The following is a 17271-nucleotide window of genomic DNA, read 5'->3' on the forward strand; positions in this document are numbered from 1 at the left end:
GGGCCGGGTGACGCCACCACCCGACCCCGGCGGGTTTCACTTCGCGAACACCTGGAACTCGGCGATCCGCACCTGGTCGCGCGCCGGGCTGGCGGTCGCGCAGTCGGTCCGGGTCGCCGGGTCGTCGTCCTGCTCACCGGCGTACGCCGGGCCGCCGGTGCACTGGCTGGTTAGCACCTCCAGCCGGACGTGGGTGGCGACGGTGGCTGACACCCGGAACGACCTGGCAATCAGGTCCCGGGTGTAGGCCCGGTACCTCCCACCGGGGAACGCGTCGTCGGCGCTGGTGTAGACCCGGGTCCAGCGGGCCGGGTCGGCGCAGTCGGTGGTGGTCGCGTCGCAGGTCGACACCGCGAACGACCGCAGCCCGCTCAGCGCGTTCTGTGTGCCCGGGTCGGCGTCGCCGGTGATCGCCGGGCGGAGCATCGCGCTGACGGTGACCCGCTGCACCGGCTGCGGGGTGCCGCCGGGCAGCGTCACGGTGACCCGCTTGCCGGCGACCCCGGTCAACGACGCCCAGTTGGTGGCCTCGGTGTCGTCGGCGATCCGGTCCAGGTTCACCCCGTCCCCGGTGATCGTCGCCCCGGACGCGGTGGACGCCAGGTTCCGGCTCAGCCGCAGGTCGACGTACCCCTGCTGGCCGGCCTTGGCGACCACCTCCAGGCGCTGGTGGCCGAAGCCGGGGGCGACCGCCAGCACCTGGTACGTCCCGGCGACGGCCTCGAACGTGGCCGGCAGCGGGGTGGCCGGGTCGGTGTCGGCGACGGGGGTGGCCCGCGCCTCGTAGTCACCGACGTAGAGCCTGATCGGCGCGTCGGTGCTGTCGCCCCGGGGGCGCAGGGTCAGCGTGGCGTTGCCGCCGGCCGGGCTGGCGAAGCTCGGGGTCGGGTCGGTGTCGGCGGCGCCGACGGTGGCGGCGTCCCGGCCCATCCCGGAGCGGGCGAACTCGGCCCAGATCAGCTCCTGGTTGGCCCCGCCGAAGCGCAGCCGGTCGGCGGTGAGCAGGTTGTCCCGCATGTCGAGCATGCTGACCTGGCTGGCCGCCTGGAGCAGGAACGAGTCGAAGACCAGCTGCACCCAGCGCCGGTTGCCGGGGCAGTTCTCCGCGGCCACCCGACCCTGGGCGCAGTCGAGCTGCCGCTGCGGGGTGCCCAGGCCGTACTTCTTGACCAGGGCCGCGCGGATGCGGAAGTTGGTCGCGCCCCAGATCTCCCCGTCGGCGTGCACCGCCGGTCCGCCGGTGTTGTAGCCGACGTCGGAGTAGTTGAGCGGGCTGCGGCTCAGGTCGTAGTTGCGGATGCCGCTGACCAGGTTGCCTGTGACGTAGCCGCCGGTGACGAAGGGCGTCTCGCCGGGGGCGCGCAGGCCGTGCTCGTAGAGGTACTCGGCGGCGAGCAGGTCGCTCCACGACTCGCCCATCGCCCCGCCCTGGTGGCCGCTGATCCCGCTGTCCGGGCCGGCGATCATCCGGTTGGTGATGGCGTGGGTGTACTCGTGGCCGATCACCGTCATGTCGTAGTCGCCGTCGACGCACGGCGGGTACGGCCCACCGGCCTGCGGCTGCCACAGGTACATGTTGGTGCTCGGCGGCAGCCCGTCGCGCGGGGTGGACTGGTTGGCGTTGTTCCGGTTGCCGCTCAGCGCGCCCTGCTGGGCCCGCCCCTGCTCGGCGTCGCCGCCCAGCCCGGCCCCGCTGACGTTGACCGCCTGGAGGTTCCAGGTGGCCTCGGTGAAGCCCAGGTGCCAGGCCCAGTCGTGCATCCGGTTGTGCATGGCGAACAGGTTGGCGGTGGCGGCGTCGGCGTCGTTGCGTAGGGCGGAGGTGAACACCGCCGGGTTGCAGCGGGCCTCGTGCCACTGGTCGGTGAACGGGTACTCGTAGCGCCGGTCCGGGCGGTCGGGGGCGTTGACCATGGGGCTGCCGGCGCCCCAGGAGACCACGGTGTTGGCGGAGTTGCCCCGGGTGGTGCCGGTGGGCGCGCCGGTGGCGAGGTCGACGTCCCAGGGTTGCCCGCTCGCCGGGTCGCGGAAGGCGGCGGCGCAGTCGGGTGCGGGGCTGGCGCACCAGCGGACCCGGGGGTCCTGCCCGGGAGCGAGGTCCTGCGGCGGGGTGGCCGGGTAGACCGCCCAGCTCGGGTTGTCGGAGTCGAAGTCGACGAGGTCCTCGCGGACCAGCACCGTCCCGGTGATCCCGTCGACGTAGGTGGTGAAGGCCGCCGGGTGGTCGCTGTCCTTGCCGATCAGGGTCACCTCGTAGGCGGCCCGGTTGCCGTCGACCGGGGTGGGCACGGCGACCGGGCGCACCCGGTGGCTGGCCACCGCACCGGCGTCCAGGCCGGCGTCGGCGAGCGCGTCGGCGTACGCCTGCTCGGCGGTGCGGGTGGCCGGGGCGGGGGCGGAGGCGTCCCGGGACAGCGAGGAGCTGACCGAGAGCACGGTGCCGTCGGCGACCGCCACGGTGACCAGCCCGTCGTGGCCGGCGGGCAGGTCACCGAAGCGCTGCCGCAGGGTGACCACCGCGCCGTCGCCGATCCTGCGGACCAGTACCCGGTCCAGCGCGGCGACCGCGTCGGCGTCGAGCCCGAACAGGTCCCGCTGCTGGGTGAGGTAACGCCGGGCGGCGGCCTCCGGGTCGGCGGGCAGGCCGGTGGCGAGCCGGGCCGGGCCGAGGGCGTGCGGGGTGCCGAGCCGGTTCCAGCGCACCGGGGCGCCGGTGGCCCCGGCCAGGCTGCGCTGGCGGGCGTCGGGTGCGGCCGTACCGGTGCGGTTGTCGACGTCGGCGGCCTGGTGGCGGTCGTCGGCGAACGAGCCGGAGCGGCCCGGGGCCGGGGCCGCGGTGTCGCCCGGCGCGGCCGTGGCGGTGCCCCCGCCGGGCAACAGGGCGGCGACCACGGCGGCGGTCGCCAGTACGGGAACGAGCCGGCGTCGATGCCGGCTCGTTCGGGGTGTCCACTCCGGTCTGGGCACGGAACCTCCTCGTGGGAGCGGGGACCGGCACGACGCCGACCCGGCGCAGGCGCGGTAACGCATGCGCATACGTGGATACCAGGCGGATCGGACCGGGGCAATGGCGCGTCGTGCGCGGATCAGACGAGCTGGGCGGGGTCGAGCCCCAGCTCCCGGGCCGTGACCAGCCGGATCCACTCGCCGAACTGCCGGCGGGAGATCACCCGCTCGTGTACGGCGAGCTGGACGGCGAGCCCGTCCATCACCGCGTTGATCCGCCAGGCGGCACCGGCCGGGTCGGCGCAGTCGAAGGTCCCGTCGGCCACCCCGGCCGAGATCACCGTCGCCAGGTCCTCCCGCCAGCGCAGGTCCAGCCGTCGGCAGACCTTCTCCAGTTCCGGGGTGCGGAGTGACTCCGCCCAGCCGTCGATCCACATCGCCCAGGGCCGGCCGGTGGGGGTGTAGAGACGCAGGATGCGCCGGAGCTTGGTCAGCGGCGGGGTGGCGGAGCGCAGCACCGCGTCCAGCCGGGACAGTTCCTGCTCGACGGCGTACGCGAACGCCTGGGCGAGCAGCCGCTCCTTGGTGGAGAAGTGGTAGAAGACCAGCGCCTGGCTGACTCCGGCGGCGGCGGCCACGTCGGCGGTGCGGGTGTTGGCGAGTCCACGCTCGACGATCACGTCGCAGGCCGTGCGCAGCAGGGAATCCAGGCGGACATCGGCGGCGGCACGTCTCGTCACGCCGCTACGGTAACCTATCCAACCGAGCACAGGGAGTTACCGACCCGCCCGATCCGGCCGCCGGCAGTCGGAAGCCGGACAGCACCCCTCTGGCGAGTCGGCTACCTTTCCGACCTGTTCAGTAGGGCTGCGGACGATGCGGCCCGCCCTCGGCGAGCAACTCTCCTAGGAAGCTCTGGGGGTGGTGGCGTCGATCACCGCCGCGGCAGCCGGACGCGCCGTCGGTGGCCCCGATTTGGCATCGGTGAGACCGCTCGGCTAGAGTTTCCATCCGTCACCGGGTGTCGTCCCGGAGGCAAGCGGACGTAGCGCAGCTGGTAGCGCATCACCTTGCCAAGGTGAGGGTCGCGGGTTCGAATCCCGTCGTCCGCTCGGAGCTGCCGCCACGCATGACGGGGGCAACCTCGGTGGGGTGGCCGAGAGGCGAGGCAACGGCCTGCAAAGCCGTGTACGCGGGTTCAAATCCCGTCCCCACCTCGGTAACAAGCACGGGCGATTGGCGCAGTGGGAGCGCGCTTCCTTGACACGGAAGAGGTCACTGGTTCAAACCCAGTATCGCCCACACGGTCAGTAGGGCCACCTTCCGGTGTCGGAAGGTGGCCCTACTGCTGTCCGGCCTCCGGCCCGTCACCGACCCGCTCCGGTGGCGACCGGGTGCGGGCCGATTTCGTGCCGGGGTCGACGCTCGCCTCGCGCCGATGTCCTGGTGCCTGCGTCGCGTACGCCGAGCAGGTCGGCGCCCGCTTGTCCGCCGCGTCGACCGACCAGGCCCGGTGGGAGTACCGTCTGCTGGCGGCGGCTGCCGGTCGCCTCACAGTGGCGGGGCGACGTCCCGCCGCTCCTCGACCCGCTGGTACGCCACCGGCTCGGCGGTGGTGACCGTACGGCGGCGACCGCGCACCAGCAGGACCATGACGAGGCCGAGAACGCCGGCGGCCATCAGGATCCAGCCGACGACGTCGAGATCGACACCGCCGACGCTCGCGTTCACCGCGAAGGTGAGGATCGCGCCGACGGCGAGCAGGAAGATACTCGTTCCGATTCCCATGACAGCTCCTTGGGGGACGGGGTGTGCTGTCGGGATGCAGTACCCCGTCGATGAGCAGGGCAATCGCCGGGTGGGGCGAAGCGGTGGGGTCGGCCAGGCGGGCGATCTTGGAATGGGGTAGAGTTCACCGCGTCGCCGGGGAGACCGGGCGGCACGCGGACGTAGCGCAGCTGGTAGCGCATCACCTTGCCAAGGTGAGGGTCGCGGGTTCGAATCCCGTCGTCCGCTCTCGACCACGGGCGATTGGCGCAGTGGGAGCGCGCTTCCTTGACACGGAAGAGGTCACTGGTTCAAACCCAGTATCGCCCACCAGACCATCACGAAGGCCCCCGGCTCAGCTGAGCCGGGGGCCTTCGTGATGACGTTGCTTCGCGGTGACGTTGCGGGGTGGGTCAGCTGTTCCAGTGGTGGGCGACGAGGTCGGCGGCCTGCTGTTCCCACTGTGCGTAGTGGTCGGGGTAGGCCGACACCTGCACCGTCTGGGCGGCCTTGGTCAGGGGCATGTCCTGCCAGCCGTCGACCTGCTTGAGGCCCTTGAGGAACGCCAGGGTCGCGTACTCGGGGTCGGTGATCTGTTCCACCGTGCCCCAACCGGAGGACGGACGCTGCTGGAACAGGCCCTGCGAGTCGTGGTCGTTGCGGTCACCCAGGTGACCCAGGTTCTCCAGCTTCGACTCCTGGAGGCTCGTGGCGATGGACACCACGGCGGCCCGTTCGTCCATGCCGGCCTTCTTCGTCGCCGCGATGATCGCCTTGACGTTGCTGGTCTGCTCGTCGTCGAGGTCGATCCGGGACTGCTTGCCCTGCACACCGTGCGGGATCAGCCTGTCCTTGTCCACGGCCGGCTTGTCGGCCTGCACCACGGCCACGGTGTGGTCGACGGCGGTCGACTCGGCGCCGTGGTTCAGCGGGCCGGCGGCCAGACCACCGGCGACGGCCAGACCGGCGATACCGAGAACACTCTTACGCAGAATGGTGGTCTTCATGATGGTGGTGTTCATGATGAAGCTCCTTCGGGGGTAGACGCCCCGCCCGGCCCGTCAGGGCCGGGTGCGCCCGTGGGGGACGGGCAGCGGAAAGGGGCGTGGGCACCACGTCGGGGCGCGCTCATGCGGGAGAGAGAGTCTGCGGGGGTCCCCGGGGGCTTGCCGCGTCGGGCGGTGGCCACTCGTGCCGGGGTCAGGTGTAACGACCGGGGTTCCGGGGCCATTCCCGCCGGGTGTGCGAGCCGGCCGGGTGCTGCTGCGGTCGCCTCTGCCGGGGATGTAACGATGGGCGCCGGCCGGTCATTCCGCCAGGGGGCGGGTGCCGGGCGCCAGGGAGCAGCGGGGGTGCTGCTGCGGTCGTACCGAGGGTGTAACGACAGCCGGCGCCTGGTCATTCCGTCGGTGGATGCCGAATCAAGCCTGGTGGCGGGGCTGCCGCTGGGCCGTCAGCGGTGTGACACATCCGGGCCGGCCGGGATTCCGGCGATGGGTCCTCGGCGTCACCGCTGTCCGGTCCGGTTCGGCCCGATTCGGTGCCCGGTGGCCGGGCCGTCACCTCTGGCCGTTTCCAGCGGGTCTGCTTCTGCTCCTCGACGTGGCACCGACCCGGTTCGCCCTGCCGCCGGGAGGCACAGCTGATCGCCGCCAGAGCTGCCGCTACCTGTTCGCTGTGGTGGGCGGTGGGTGGCCAGGCGTGCGCGGAGAGCATCATTCCTGTGGGTCATAAATATGCCTGACAGGCATACAGGTGTCTGCGAATTTCACCCGCCCTCGGGGCAGGGTCATTGCGTTCTCGGATAGCTGCTGGTCACGGCGGTGATCAGGTCGTGTGAGCGGCGGTTGGCTTGGCGGGTGGCGCGGGCGATGTTGGTCGCGCCGGTGGTGCGGTGCCAGCCGATCGCGGTGTTGCGCAGGGTTGCGATGACGGCGGGTCCGTTGCCTGTCCGGGCTTGGTGAAGGTCTTCACGGAACGTCACGTCGCGTACGTTGAGTTCCCCCGCTTTGATGGAGCGGTGGTTACCTGCTGCCGGCTGGTGCAGGGGTGGCGATAGGTGGTTCGACTGGTTCGGTCTGTCGGCTGTGCCAGGCGGTCTCGTACTCGTTCGGGCTGAGGTAGCCCAGTTCCTTCTGGATGCGGCGAGTGTTGTACCAGCCGTAATGGCAACCGAGGACGCCCGTACCAGCCGATGGCCGTCGAGTCGGGGAATCGAGAGCGGCGCCTCGTTGAGGATCGTGGCCGCTGCTGACGCCTGTAGAAGTGGCGGGGCGTTGACCCTGGGTATCGAGAGGGGCGCGTGGCGGTCACGGCGATCGACGGGGATGATCGTTTCGTGGTTCGCCGGCGGGCTGAGCCTTGGTCAGTCGCAGGCCTGGAGCCTTGCGCGAGTTCGGGCGCCGCCGGTGGCGAGGCGAACGGCTCGTGAGATGTCGTGCGGCAAGCACTGTCCATTAGGGCGTCGCGCCTCGCTGTGGTCCATGACAGGGAGGAGCAACGGTGGTAGCGGTGGCGTGTGGCATCGACTGGGCCCAGGATCACCATGATGTAGCTGTCGTCGGCGAGACGGGCGTCGTGGTGGCATCGGTCAGGATCAACGACGATGCTGCCGGCCTCAGTCAGGTCCTTGCGCTGCTGGCCGAGCATGATCCGACCGGCGGGAAACTGCCTGTAGCGATCGAGACGAGTCAGGGACTGCTGGTGGCTGGTCTCCGGGCCGCGGGTCGACAGGTGTTCGCGATCAATCCTTTGGCGGTGTCGCGGTATCGGGACCGGTATCGGGCCTCGCGCGGCAAGTCGGACGCGTTCGACGCGATGGTGCTGGCGAACATCCTGCGCACCGATGCGACCGCGCATCGGCCACTGCCCGCCGACAGTGAGTTGCTGCAGTCGCTGCGGGTTCTGACCCGGGCGCAGCAGGACGCCGCCTGGGACCAGGTCACGCTCACCAACCGGATCCGGACGCTGCTGCGGATGTTCTTCCCCGCCGCCCTGGCGGCGTTCGAGCGCGGCGGACGGCACCGGCTCGACTCGCCGGCCGCCCGGGTGATCCTCGCCGCAGCGCCGACGCCCGCGGCCGCGGCGGCGCTGGCTTCCACCGAGCTCGCGGCGTTGCTGCGCTGCGCTGGCCGCCAACGCGGCATCGCCGCCGAGGCGGACAAGCTGCACGGCATCCTCCGCGGCGAGCAGATGCGTCAACCAGCAGCCGTCGAGCAGGCCATGGGCCTGCATCTTCAAGGACTGGTGCGGCAACTCGACGCGGTCTGCCAGACGTTGCAGCAGCTGGAGCAGCGCATCGACGAGGTGTTCACCGCCCACCCCGACGCGAAGATCGTCACCAGCATCCCCGGTCTCGGCGTGCAGCTCGGCGCTCGGCTGTTGGCCGAGATCGGCGACGACCGCGGCCGCTTCGCCGACGCCCGCGCGTTACGTGCTTTCGCCGGTGCCGCGCCGGTGACCCGTTCCTCGGGCAAGAGCAGTTTCGTGCACGCTCGCCGCGCCAAGAATGACCGAATCGCCGCTACCGGATACGTGTGGGCGCTGGCCGCGGTCCGGCATGACTCCCAGTGGAACACCCGCTACCGATCCCGCCGTGCCGCCGGCGACAGGCACGTCGCCGCCCTGCGTCGGCTGTTCCACCTCATGCTCGGCAAGCTGCACCACTGCCTACGACACAACACCCTCTACGACTCCGGCAAGGCTTTCGCCGAACCCGCAACCTCAACTGCTTGACAGCCACCGTTGGTGAGATGTCTCGATGTAGGCGAAGATCGCGTTCTCGGCCTCGTCGCGGGTCCGCCAGGACGTGCGGTAGACGAGTTCGATCTTTAACGTCGACCAGAAGTTCTCCATCAGTGCGTTGTCGAACGAGTCGCCGACGGAGCCCATTGAGGGCAGGATCCCGTTGTCCTGTAAGCGTTCCGCGAAGCGGAAGGATGTGTAGTTCGACCCCCTGTCCGAGTGGTGGATCAACTGGCCGTCGCGGACATCCCGGGACCAGATGCCGTATTCGAGGGCGGCGAGGATCAGGTCGGTGTCGCAGCGGTCGGAGGTCTTCCACCCGACGATCCGGCGGGAGAACGCGTCGCGGACCGCAGCCAACCAGAACACACCCTCGCCGCAGGGAATGCGGGTGGCATCGGCGACCCAGAGCCGGTCCGGCCCGTCGGCGGTGAACTGCCGGTTGACCAGATCCGGCGCCGGCGTGTGCCGTGGATCCTGACGGGTGGAGCCGCCGCGCCAGCCTCGACGCAGGAACGCACCCTGCCAGCCCTGCTGCGCCATTAGCCGCTCGACCCGTTTGCGGCCCACACTTATCCCGTCACGGCGTAACTGCCGGTGGACCCGGTCCGCGCCGTAGGTGCGCCCCGATGTCTCCCAGATCTCGTGGATGTTGGAGATCAGCCCCAGGTCGACCACGTCGCGGTCGCAGGGCTGCTCGGCCTGCTTGACCCACGCGTAGTAGGTCGAGGCGCCGATGTTGAGGACCCGTAGCAGGAGCGCGACCGCGAACTGGTCACGGTGTTCACCGATGAACCTCATGACCGTCGCCGGGTCGGGTCGAGCTCCGCCGCGAAATACGCGCTCGCCGCCTTCAGGATCTCGTTCGCCCGCCGCAGCTCGGCGACTTCCTTGCGCAACTGGCGATTCTCCTCGGCCATCTCGCTGGTGGGCCGATCGGTGCGCTCACCCGCGTCGGCCTCAGCCTGACGGATCCAGTTGCGCAACGCCTCGTGATGCACGCCGAGCTGCTCGGCCAGGCGCCGGATCACGGGCTTCGGATCCGACTCGCGGTACAAGCGCACAGCGCGCTGACGTAGCTCGTCGGGGTACTTCTTCGGTGCTGCCACGGACGACTTCCTCCCCACGGCCATCAGACCATGATCAAGAAGCTCCATGAAAGCGGGGGTAGCTCACCTTCCGGCGCAAAGTATCTTGGCCGTAATAGGCACGGACAGCAGGCGGAAGGGCCACTAGCGGATGCGCTTGAGCGGGCAGGTCACCATGGAGGATGTGCAGAAGTACATTGTCTGATTCTGGCCCAGGCGAAGGAAGGCCCCGATGCTATTAGGGGTGGAAGCATGCGCACGGTGCAGACAAGAAACAATTCTATGCCGACGTCAAATGTGATTGGGCATGGCGAGCCAGCGCGCCCTTGCGGTCGCTGTGGTCGACTACTGGAAGATCTCGGAATTGGGTGACATTTATGATTCGATTTGACTCGCTTGACCAGGACGTGGTTAGAGCTCTTGACGCCTCTGGATGGAGCCTGAGTCGAGCCGTCGATGCTGGGAAATGGGTGGAAACCCTGGAGGGTGAAGGTTACCGGGCTCACCCATTGGCTGTGGCTGTCCTGTCGACGCTGGGAGGGCTTTCGGTTGAGCCAATCAATATGGTGGGTCCGAATTTCGCTAATGACGAGCCTTACAATTTCGATCCGCTCGCGGCTGGATCGGGTCAGCGCGCACTGGCTTTGGAGGTAGAGTCTGTTCTCGGTGGACATTATTTCCCTATCGGCGAATGGCTCAGCTACTCAAGCGTATTCCTGGAATCTGCAGGGAGGGTGGTCGCTGCTGGCATGGGATGGTTCTGGGAGATGGGATCGAGCTTCGAGGAGTCTTTGGAGTTTGCGGTATGCGCAAACCGTCCCTTGGTCTGTCTGCACTCTGATCCGGGTGTAGCCCCTTGGCCGGCCGCGTGATCTCTGCGTTTACTCATATGGTCGGGCTTGCGATTGCGTAACGCACAGTTTTCGGGAGTCGCTACCGCTTGCCTGAGTTGCCATCAGGGTCTTCCTTGCATGCAAGTATGCCGATTTGTTTCGTTGTGGCTGTGCGTGACCCGGGGTTCGGTGGTGCGGCTTCGATGCTGAAGGCCCCCCATCTGAGTTGGGCGGCTCGGTGTGGTGGGCGTGCGCGAGTTTTTAGGTCTGCGGCGCGTGAGTCGGGCCCGGCTTCGCTGGGACGTTCTTTTGATCCTGCAGAGCAGTTCTAAGTCAGTCGGATCTTGGTCGAGCGCCTTGGTTCGGCTGGCTTTGCTGCTTCGGTGTTCGGTACGATTGCTGCGCTGGTGCATGGCTGGCGGCTCGACCTGCTCGTCGTGGTGGGGGTGTCGGAGGTATTCTGGTTGGGCCCAAGGCTGGAGTCATGGCGAGATTCTTGATGGCGTCGCCGATGTGCTTACGAACCTGGCCAGTACGCGAGCTTGGAGAATTGGATCTGCGAAATTTGCCAGGAAGGTTCTCCGTTCAAGAAAAGGTGACCCGGCGGTTCGATTGGTCGCGGGAGAAGTGCGTGGAGTGACTATGAAATTCCGATCCGTCCCATTGAATGGTCGTATTCTCGCGGCTCACCCGAGATGAGGCATCCAGAATATGGAGCAATACCTCTATCTGAGGAACCTCGTCTCGGATTTACTTGAAGATTCTCCCCTGACTTCGGAGGAGGTCATCGCCGACGTGCGCCACCTGATGAGCGCAGGCGAAGAAGGGTTGGCATTCGACACGATGTGTTCGTGGATTTACGAGGATATTCTTCCTATTAGTTTGGCTTACTACGAGCGCCTTGTGTCCGCTGCTCAAGAGTTAGGAACTCCACGCTCTGTAGACAAACTGGATGAACTCATCGTGGGTTAACTTGGCGTTAGGAGCGGGTGACGGTGGTTCAGCCGGGTGCCACCGCCACGTCGAGCACCTCGTCCACGCTGCGCCTCGGGGTCGCCACCCCCGGCTGGCCGTACCCGATCCGCATGACCATCTGTGGCGTGCCGAAACGCCCCAGCGACAGCCGCAGCGCCTCCCGTGCCCCCGACACCTCGATCGGCTGCGACAGCATCGACACCGCGAGCCCCGCGTCGGTGGCGGTCAGCAGCACCCGCTGCAACGCCTGCCCGGCGAGCACCTGGTCGGCGACCGTGTTGCCGGCCGCGCCGAGCACCGCGACCAGCGGTTCCGGTTCGAAGTCGCGGCCGGGGGCGCGGTCGAGGCCGCCGAAGCCCCGCGACGGCAGCAGGTCCTGCGGCTCGGTCTGCGGGCCGCCGGCGCGGGCCGGCACCCCGTCGGGGGCGGGTTCGGTACGCACCCAGTCGGCGCGTTCGGCCCGGTAGGCGGGGTCGCGTTCGAGCACCCGGTGGGCGCTGCGGGCGACCTCGGCGAAGGCGTTGACGGCGCTCACCCCGATCACCAGTTCCAGCCAGCACTGTTCGGCGCGGGCCGCCTCACCGAGCCGCCAGCGGGCGTCGGCGGGCACCGGGTCGGGCCAGAACGGCGCCCGGTTGCTGAACCGGCGGTCGATGGCCGCGTACAGGCTCTGTTCGGTGGGGGTGGGGCGGCGCGGCAGGCCCGGGACCAGTCGGGCCAGCACGTCCGGGTCGGTCGGATACGGTCGCAGCCGTACGGTGGCCGGGGTGCCCGCCACGGCCAGGGACAGCCGCAGGTTGAACAGGGCCGCCCCGCCGGCGATCCGGGTGCCCCAACCGCTCGGGTCGGTGGCCGGCAGCCGGCGGGTCGGGTCGACCGACACCTCGATCCCGCCGTCGCGCAGTCGGAACCGCCACGGTTGGGTGTTGTGCAGGGACGGCGCGCGGACGGCGTCCGTGACGGCGGCCCGTAGTTGCGCCTCGGTGTACCCGGTGCCCATGGTCGTGCTCCTTCCGTGGCGGTTCGTGCCGCTCCACCCCGAGCGGGGAACGCGTCGCCCCGGCCGGCCGACGCCGACCCGGTTCCCGGTGGTGGTTCCCCTCCACGGTCCGTCACCCGGGGGTGTGCCGGGCAGGGCCGGACGTCCCGACCCGCCGGGCCGCCCTCCCCGGGGTGACGCGCCGGGTTAGGGACCTTCGGCCCGTGCACGGACCGGTCCGGGCGGGTAGAAACGAGGGATGATCCGGGTGTTCCTCCTCGACGACCACGAAGTCGTCCGCCGTGGCCTGGCCGACCTGTTGCAGAGCAGCGGCGACATCGAAGTGGTCGGCGAGTCCGGCTCCGCGCAGGAGGCGGCCCGGCGGATTCCCGCCCTCCGCCCCGACGTGGCGATCCTCGACGCCCGGCTGCCCGACGGCAACGGCATCGACGTGTGCCGGGACGTCCGGGCGGTCGACTCGTCGATCAAGGGGCTGATCCTCACCTCGTACGAGGACGACGAGGCGCTGTTCGCCGCGATCATGGCGGGCGCGGCGGGGTACGTGCTCAAGCAGATCCGGGGCACCGACCTGGTCGACGCCGTCCGTCGGGTCGCGGCCGGGCAGTCGCTGCTCGACCCGGCGATCACCACCCGGGTGCTGGAACGCATCCGCAGCGGCGTCGAGCAGCCCCGCGAGTTGAAGACCCTCACCGAGCAGGAGCGCCGCATCCTGGAGTACGTGGCCGAGGGGCTGACCAACCGGGAGATCGCCGGCAAGATGTTCCTGGCCGAGAAGACGGTGAAGAACTACGTCTCCAGCGTGCTGGCCAAGCTGGGCCTGGAGCGCCGCACCCAGGCCGCCGTGCTCGCCACCCGCCTGCTCGGCCAACGCCACTGACCCACCGCACCGCCGAGCGGCCGGGCACGAACCGCCCGGCCGCGCCGGCAGGCTGAGCGAGGAACGTCGGCCGGGATCAGTCGCGCAGCGGGACCGACCAGCAGAGTTGGGTGCCGTGCGGCTCGACCCGGCGTACCTGGAACTCGCCGCCGTGCCGCTCGGCGCGTTCACGCAGGTTCACCAGGCCACCCCGGGCGGCGGCCGGGTCGCAGCCCACCCCGTCGTCGGTGACCGTCACCGTGACCCGGCCGGCGTCGACCCGCACGGCGACGGCGACCCGGTTGGCCTCGGCGTGGCGTACCGCGTTGGACAGCGCCTCGCGGAGCACGGCGGTGAGGTCGGGGCGGACCGGTTCCGGCACGGCGCTGTCGATCGGGCCGTCGAGCTCGACGGCGGGCCGGAAGCCCAGCGACCCGGCGGCCACGTCGACCGCCTCCCGGATCTCGGTGCGCAGCGCCGCGCTCATCGGGGTACGCAGCTCGAAGATGGTGCGGCGGATGTCGCGGATGGTGGCGTCGAGGTCGTCGACGGCCGTGTTGATCCGCTTGGCGACGTCGGGGCGGGCGTGCATCGCGCCGCTCTGCAGTTGCAGGCCGGTGGCGAACAGTCGCTGGATCACCACGTCGTGCAGGTCCCGGGCGATGCGTTCGCGGTCCTCCAGGACCACCAGCAGCTCCCGTTCCTCCTGGCCCCGGGCCCGTTCCATGGCCAGGGCCGCCTGACCGGCGAAGCTGGCCAGCAGGGTGACGTCGGCGTCGGCGGCCCGGCCGGCGTCGGGACGGTGGGCCACCACCAGCACCCCGTGCAGGGTGTCGGCGGCGGCGAGCGGGGAGACCACGGCCGGGCCGGCGACCACCGGCACCGGCCAGGGCGCCGCCTCGGCCAGGTTGTCGAGCAGTTCCCGGCGACGCTCGGTCACCGGGCCGGCGAAACTGGTCTCGTTGGCCGGCAGCAGCGCGCCGACCAGCCCGTCGGCGTCACCGTCGGCGGAGTCGACCACCTCGACGGTGAACTGCCCGGCGTCCTCGTCGTAGAGCAGCACCAGCGCCAGTTCCGCCTCGGCGACCTCCCGGGCCCGGCGGGCCACCAGGGTCAGCGCGTCGGTCCGGCGTACCTCGCCGAGCAGCACCGAGGTGATCTCGGCGGTGGCGGCCAGCCAGCGTTCCCGGCGGTGGGCCAGCGCGTAGAGCCGGGCGTTCTCGATGGCCACGCCGGCGGCGGCGGCCAGCGCGACGACGATCTCCTCGTCGTCCTCGGTGAACTCCGGGGCACCCTGCTTCTCGGCCAGGTAGAGGTTGCCGAAGACCTGTTCGCGGATGCGCACCGGCACGCCGAGGAAGCTGTGCATCGGCGGGTGGTTCGGCGGGAAGCCGTACGACTTGGGGTGCTGGGTGATGTCGGGCATGCGTACCGGGCGGGGCTCGTCGATCAGCAGGCCGAGCACCCCCCGCCCGTGCGGCAGGTCGCCGATCTTGGCGTGCAGTTCGGCGTCGATGCCGTGGGTGATGAAGTCGTGCAGCAGCCGGTCGGGACCGATCACGCCGAGCGCGCCGTAGCGGGCCCCGACCAGCTCGCAGGCCGCCTGCACGATCCGTTGCAGGGTGCTGCGCAGGTCGAGGTCGGTGCCGATGCCGACGACCGCGTCGAGCAGCGCCCGCAGCCGTTCCCGGCTGGTCACCACGTCGCCGACGCGGTCGAGCATCTCCTGGAGCAGTTCGTCGAGGCGGACCCGGGACAGCGGGCTCAGCCCGAGCGAGGGGACCTGGTGTTCGTTGCGGGAAGTAGGGGTGCTGGCGGCCACGCGGGCGATGTTACCGCCCGGTGACCGCCGGGCACGAGATCGTCAGGGCCGCTGGTCGCGTACCGCGGAGGTGTCGACCACCTGCGCGGCCGGCAGCCGCGGGGTGTGCGGCGGGCCGGCGTGCGCCGGGTCCGCGATCCCGATCCGCAGCACCAGGTACGGGTAGCCGAGCCCGCTGAGCAGCTGCCGCAGCGTCTGCCGGGTGCCGGCCACCTCGACCACGCCGGACAGCGGCACCACCGACGCCCCGTGCCGGGTGGCGGCGAGCCACAGCGCGGAGAGCGCCTCACCCGCCCGCAGCCAGCTGTCCGGTTCGTCCTCGTCGCCGTAGAGCAGCCCGTACACGGCGGCCTTGTCGTGCCCCGGGCCGACCGGCAGGTCACCGGGGCTGCCGAAGTCCCGGGCCGGGACGGTGGTCTGCGGCTGGTCCTGCGGCAGCACCTCCGGCGGCAGGCCGGTGCCCGTGCCGGCCCGGTGGGTCCAGTACTGCAACTCCTCGCGGGTCTGCGGGTCCTCCGCCTCGACGGTGCCGGCGCGGGAGGCGGTCGCGGCCAGCTCCATCACCTGGTCGGCGTCGAGGATCTGCAACCGGGAACCCTCGGCGTCGGCCGCGCGGGTGATGTCGTCGAGCACCCCGGCGGACACCGGCTCGTCGCTGACCGGGCGGCGGTCGGTGTGCCGCACCTGCATGCACTGCACCAGGCGCATCGCCTCCGGGTCGGCCCCGGAACGGGTCAGGCCGGTCAACCGGGCCAGCAGGTCTGGCTGCTGCGGGTCGGGCAGCCGCTCGACCACCGCCGTCCAGCCCTCGGCCGCGAGCGCCACCCGGGCGTGGTGCAGGGCCGCGCCGCAGCTCACCGCCACCAGCCGGCCCTCCGGGTCGGTGGCGGTGAGCTGCCGCTCCCGGACCACCCGCAGCTCCAGGGCGTCCGGCAGGACCCGCCAGCGCCACGGCTGCGTGTTGTGCACCGAGGGGGCGTGACCTGCCGTCGCCGCCGCCTCCGCGAGCGCGGTGGTCAGCGGGCGGTCCGTCGCGGGCGTCTGGTGACTCATCGGCACGACCTTTCCGTTTCTTTCCCATCGTGCCCCACCCCGTCGGCCCCGGGGTGGGGATGCCGTTCCATCCTGGCCTGCCGACCGGGCCTTCCGCACGGTCCGCAGGTCCCTCCCCGGGGGCATTTCGGCCCGGCGGTCTCCCGGTGCCCGGTCCCCGCCTGCGGGGACGATCCGCGGCACCGCAGACGTTGATCCACTCGCCGGGGCCGATGGTGCGGTGTCAGGTCGTCGGGTCACCGCACCATCGGCCCAACAGCCGCCGTCCCGTCCGCAGCCGCCGTCCCGCCCGGTCAGCGTTCCCGGACGACGGCGACCGGGCAGTGCGCGTGCTGGATGAGCTGCTGGCCGACGGAGCCGAGGAGCATCCCGCGCAGCCCGCCCCGGCCCCGGCTGCCGACCACCACGAGTTGCGCCTCCCGGCTCGCCTCGACGAGCGCGGCGGCCGGCCGGGCCGGTGCGATCTCCACAGTGACCGGCACCCCGGGGAAGGTCTCCCGCCACCCGGCGAGGGCCTTTTCGATCTCGGCCCGGTCCGCCGCGAGCCGGGCCTCGGCGTCCGGGTCGGAGGGCCGCCAGCGGTCGTCAGGCGGTTCGAAGGCCCGCAGCACCCGCAGCGGGGCGTCGCGCTGGGCGGCCCGCTCGACGGCGAAGCCGAGCGCCGTACCGGCCTGCTCGGAGCCGTCGTAGCCGACCACCACCGGGCCGGTGACCTTCGCCTGTGCCTCGCGTACCACCACGACCGGGCAGTGCGCGTGGGCGGCCACCGAGACCGCCGTGGAGCCGGCGAGCAGGCCGGTGAAGCCGCCGTGGCCCCGGCTGCCGAGCACCAGCAGCCCGGCCTCGGCGGAACGTTCCTCAAGCACCAGCGCGGGCGGGCCGTCGAAGACCTCGCCGTGCACGGTGACGCCGGGCCAGGCGGCGGTGGCGTCCGAGGCGGCCTTGTGCACCAACTCCTCGACCTGCCGCCGGGCGTTGTCGTCAGGCCAGACGCCGGGGGCCACCCCCGGGCCGACCCAGCCGGCGACGGTCATCCACTCGAAGACGTACGCCAGCCGGACCGGGCGTCCGCTGCGCTGCGCCTCGGCCAGTGCCCAGTCCACGGCGACGCCCGCGTCGGCGGAGCCGTCGTAGCCGACCAGGATCTCGTCGGGGTTCATCGTCTCGTCCTTTCCTGGCTGGTGGCC

The 17271-nt window shown here is 70.8% G+C and carries 15 protein-coding genes and 5 tRNA genes; 9 read left to right on the plus strand and 11 right to left on the minus strand.

The window, feature by feature from the left end; genetic code table 11:
- Nucleotides 1–36 precede the first annotated feature (36 nt).
- Complete coding sequence (locus Q2K16_RS29670; protein WP_302741636.1) at nt 37–2967, minus strand: M36 family metallopeptidase; 2931 nt, start codon at nt 2965–2967, stop codon at nt 37–39.
- A 119-nt stretch (nt 2968–3086) separates the two neighbouring features.
- Nucleotides 3087–3686 carry a TetR/AcrR family transcriptional regulator gene (locus Q2K16_RS29675; protein ID WP_302741638.1) on the minus strand — a complete coding sequence of 200 codons (600 nt, stop codon included), beginning with the start codon at nt 3684–3686 and terminating at the stop codon, nt 3087–3089.
- A gap of 299 nt (nt 3687–3985) precedes the next feature.
- Here Q2K16_RS29675 and Q2K16_RS29680 point away from each other — a divergent pair.
- The 3 genes from Q2K16_RS29680 (at nt 3986) to Q2K16_RS29690 (ending at nt 4248) form a co-directional block, all read left to right on the plus strand.
- A tRNA-Gly gene (locus Q2K16_RS29680) sits at nt 3986–4058 on the plus strand.
- A 34-nt stretch (nt 4059–4092) separates the two neighbouring features.
- Nucleotides 4093–4163: transfer RNA gene (locus Q2K16_RS29685), tRNA-Cys, on the plus strand.
- A 13-nt stretch (nt 4164–4176) separates the two neighbouring features.
- Nucleotides 4177–4248 (plus strand) — tRNA-Val (locus tag Q2K16_RS29690).
- A gap of 249 nt (nt 4249–4497) precedes the next feature.
- On the opposite strand, the gene Q2K16_RS29695 is transcribed toward Q2K16_RS29690, so the two are convergent.
- On the minus strand, nt 4498–4734 hold the full coding sequence (locus tag Q2K16_RS29695; RefSeq protein WP_302741640.1) for a DUF6458 family protein: 237 nt from the start codon (nt 4732–4734) through the stop codon (nt 4498–4500).
- A gap of 155 nt (nt 4735–4889) precedes the next feature.
- Here Q2K16_RS29695 and Q2K16_RS29700 point away from each other — a divergent pair.
- Nucleotides 4890–4962: transfer RNA gene (locus tag Q2K16_RS29700), tRNA-Gly, on the plus strand.
- 9 nt (nt 4963–4971) lie between these two features.
- Nucleotides 4972–5046 (plus strand) — tRNA-Val (locus Q2K16_RS29705).
- Between the two features lie 80 nt (nt 5047–5126).
- Here the strand turns inward: Q2K16_RS29705 and Q2K16_RS29710 are convergent.
- Both Q2K16_RS29710 and Q2K16_RS29715 read right to left on the minus strand, forming a co-directional pair.
- A complete protein-coding gene (locus Q2K16_RS29710; protein ID WP_302741642.1) occupies nt 5127–5735 on the minus strand; it encodes a hypothetical protein in 609 nt (202 codons plus the stop codon).
- Nucleotides 5736–6502: 767 nt separating this feature from the next.
- Nucleotides 6503–6697, minus strand: coding sequence for a hypothetical protein (locus Q2K16_RS29715; RefSeq protein WP_302746702.1), 195 nt, complete (start codon nt 6695–6697; stop codon nt 6503–6505).
- Nucleotides 6698–7215: 518 nt separating this feature from the next.
- On the opposite strand from Q2K16_RS29715, the gene Q2K16_RS29720 reads away from it, so the two are divergent.
- Nucleotides 7216–8448 (plus strand): IS110 family RNA-guided transposase, encoded by a 1233-nt coding sequence (locus tag Q2K16_RS29720; protein ID WP_368052491.1) that lies wholly within the window; start codon nt 7216–7218, stop codon nt 8446–8448.
- Here Q2K16_RS29720 and Q2K16_RS29725 read toward each other — a convergent pair.
- Entirely contained in the window at nt 8437–9258 is an 822-nt protein-coding gene (locus Q2K16_RS29725; RefSeq protein WP_302739250.1) for an IS3 family transposase, read from the minus strand. The genes Q2K16_RS29720 and Q2K16_RS29725 overlap by 12 nt on opposite strands.
- Nucleotides 9255–9614, minus strand: coding sequence for a transposase (locus Q2K16_RS29730; protein ID WP_302739248.1), 360 nt, complete (start codon nt 9612–9614; stop codon nt 9255–9257). Before Q2K16_RS29730 ends, Q2K16_RS29725 begins: the two co-directional genes overlap by 4 nt.
- A 308-nt stretch (nt 9615–9922) precedes the next feature.
- Here Q2K16_RS29730 and Q2K16_RS29735 point away from each other — a divergent pair, with 308 nt between their 5' ends.
- Both Q2K16_RS29735 and Q2K16_RS29740 read left to right on the plus strand, forming a co-directional pair.
- Nucleotides 9923–10417: an SUKH-3 domain-containing protein gene (locus tag Q2K16_RS29735; RefSeq protein WP_302741644.1), complete on the plus strand. Its 495-nt coding sequence runs from the start codon at nt 9923–9925 to the stop codon at nt 10415–10417.
- Nucleotides 10418–11089: 672 nt separating this feature from the next.
- Entirely contained in the window at nt 11090–11350 is a 261-nt protein-coding gene (locus Q2K16_RS29740; protein ID WP_302741645.1) for a MafI family immunity protein, read from the plus strand.
- Between the two features lie 28 nt (nt 11351–11378).
- On the opposite strand, the gene Q2K16_RS29745 is transcribed toward Q2K16_RS29740, so the two are convergent.
- Nucleotides 11379–12353 (minus strand): Acg family FMN-binding oxidoreductase, encoded by a 975-nt coding sequence (locus tag Q2K16_RS29745; protein ID WP_302741646.1) that lies wholly within the window; start codon nt 12351–12353, stop codon nt 11379–11381.
- Between the two features lie 238 nt (nt 12354–12591).
- Here Q2K16_RS29745 and Q2K16_RS29750 point away from each other — a divergent pair, with 238 nt between their 5' ends.
- The gene (locus Q2K16_RS29750; RefSeq protein ID WP_067310092.1) at nt 12592–13230 is read left to right on the plus strand and encodes a response regulator; all 639 of its coding nucleotides are present in this window, start codon (nt 12592–12594) and stop codon (nt 13228–13230) included.
- Nucleotides 13231–13306: 76 nt separating this feature from the next.
- On the opposite strand, the gene Q2K16_RS29755 is transcribed toward Q2K16_RS29750, so the two are convergent.
- From Q2K16_RS29755 to Q2K16_RS29765, 3 genes are all read right to left on the minus strand, one after another.
- Nucleotides 13307–14977 (minus strand): sensor histidine kinase, encoded by a 1671-nt coding sequence (locus Q2K16_RS29755; protein ID WP_302746656.1) that lies wholly within the window; start codon nt 14975–14977, stop codon nt 13307–13309.
- Between the two features lie 96 nt (nt 14978–15073).
- Nucleotides 15074–16084 carry an Acg family FMN-binding oxidoreductase gene (locus Q2K16_RS29760; RefSeq protein ID WP_489671827.1) on the minus strand — a complete coding sequence of 337 codons (1011 nt, stop codon included), beginning with the start codon at nt 16082–16084 and terminating at the stop codon, nt 15074–15076.
- Between the two features lie 293 nt (nt 16085–16377).
- On the minus strand, nt 16378–17244 hold the full coding sequence (locus Q2K16_RS29765) for a universal stress protein (RefSeq protein WP_302741649.1): 867 nt from the start codon (nt 17242–17244) through the stop codon (nt 16378–16380).
- Between the last annotated feature and the right edge of the window lie 27 nt (nt 17245–17271).

Source organism: Micromonospora cynarisoli (genome assembly GCF_030518815.1).
Lineage (GTDB): Bacteria > Actinomycetota > Actinomycetes > Mycobacteriales > Micromonosporaceae > Micromonospora > Micromonospora wenchangensis.

Excerpts from the sequence above, each read along its gene's own strand:
- Q2K16_RS29695 (WP_302741640.1), bottom strand. The coding sequence starts at position 4,734 with ATGGGAATCGGAACGAGTATCTTCCTGCTCGCCGTCGGCGCGATCCTC.
- Q2K16_RS29710 (WP_302741642.1), bottom strand. The coding sequence starts at position 5,735 with ATGAACACCACCATCATGAAGACCACCATTCTGCGTAAGAGTGTTCTC.
- Q2K16_RS29725 (WP_302739250.1), bottom strand. The coding sequence starts at position 9,258 with ATGAGGTTCATCGGTGAACACCGTGACCAGTTCGCGGTCGCGCTCCTG.
- Q2K16_RS29730 (WP_302739248.1), bottom strand. The coding sequence starts at position 9,614 with ATGGAGCTTCTTGATCATGGTCTGATGGCCGTGGGGAGGAAGTCGTCC.
- Q2K16_RS29735 (WP_302741644.1), top strand. The coding sequence starts at position 9,923 with ATGATTCGATTTGACTCGCTTGACCAGGACGTGGTTAGAGCTCTTGAC.
- Q2K16_RS29740 (WP_302741645.1), top strand. The coding sequence starts at position 11,090 with ATGGAGCAATACCTCTATCTGAGGAACCTCGTCTCGGATTTACTTGAA.
- Q2K16_RS29745 (WP_302741646.1), bottom strand. The coding sequence starts at position 12,353 with ATGGGCACCGGGTACACCGAGGCGCAACTACGGGCCGCCGTCACGGAC.
- Q2K16_RS29750 (WP_067310092.1), top strand. The coding sequence starts at position 12,592 with ATGATCCGGGTGTTCCTCCTCGACGACCACGAAGTCGTCCGCCGTGGC.
- Q2K16_RS29760 (WP_489671827.1), bottom strand. The coding sequence starts at position 16,084 with ATGAGTCACCAGACGCCCGCGACGGACCGCCCGCTGACCACCGCGCTC.
- Q2K16_RS29765 (WP_302741649.1), bottom strand. The coding sequence starts at position 17,244 with ATGAACCCCGACGAGATCCTGGTCGGCTACGACGGCTCCGCCGACGCG.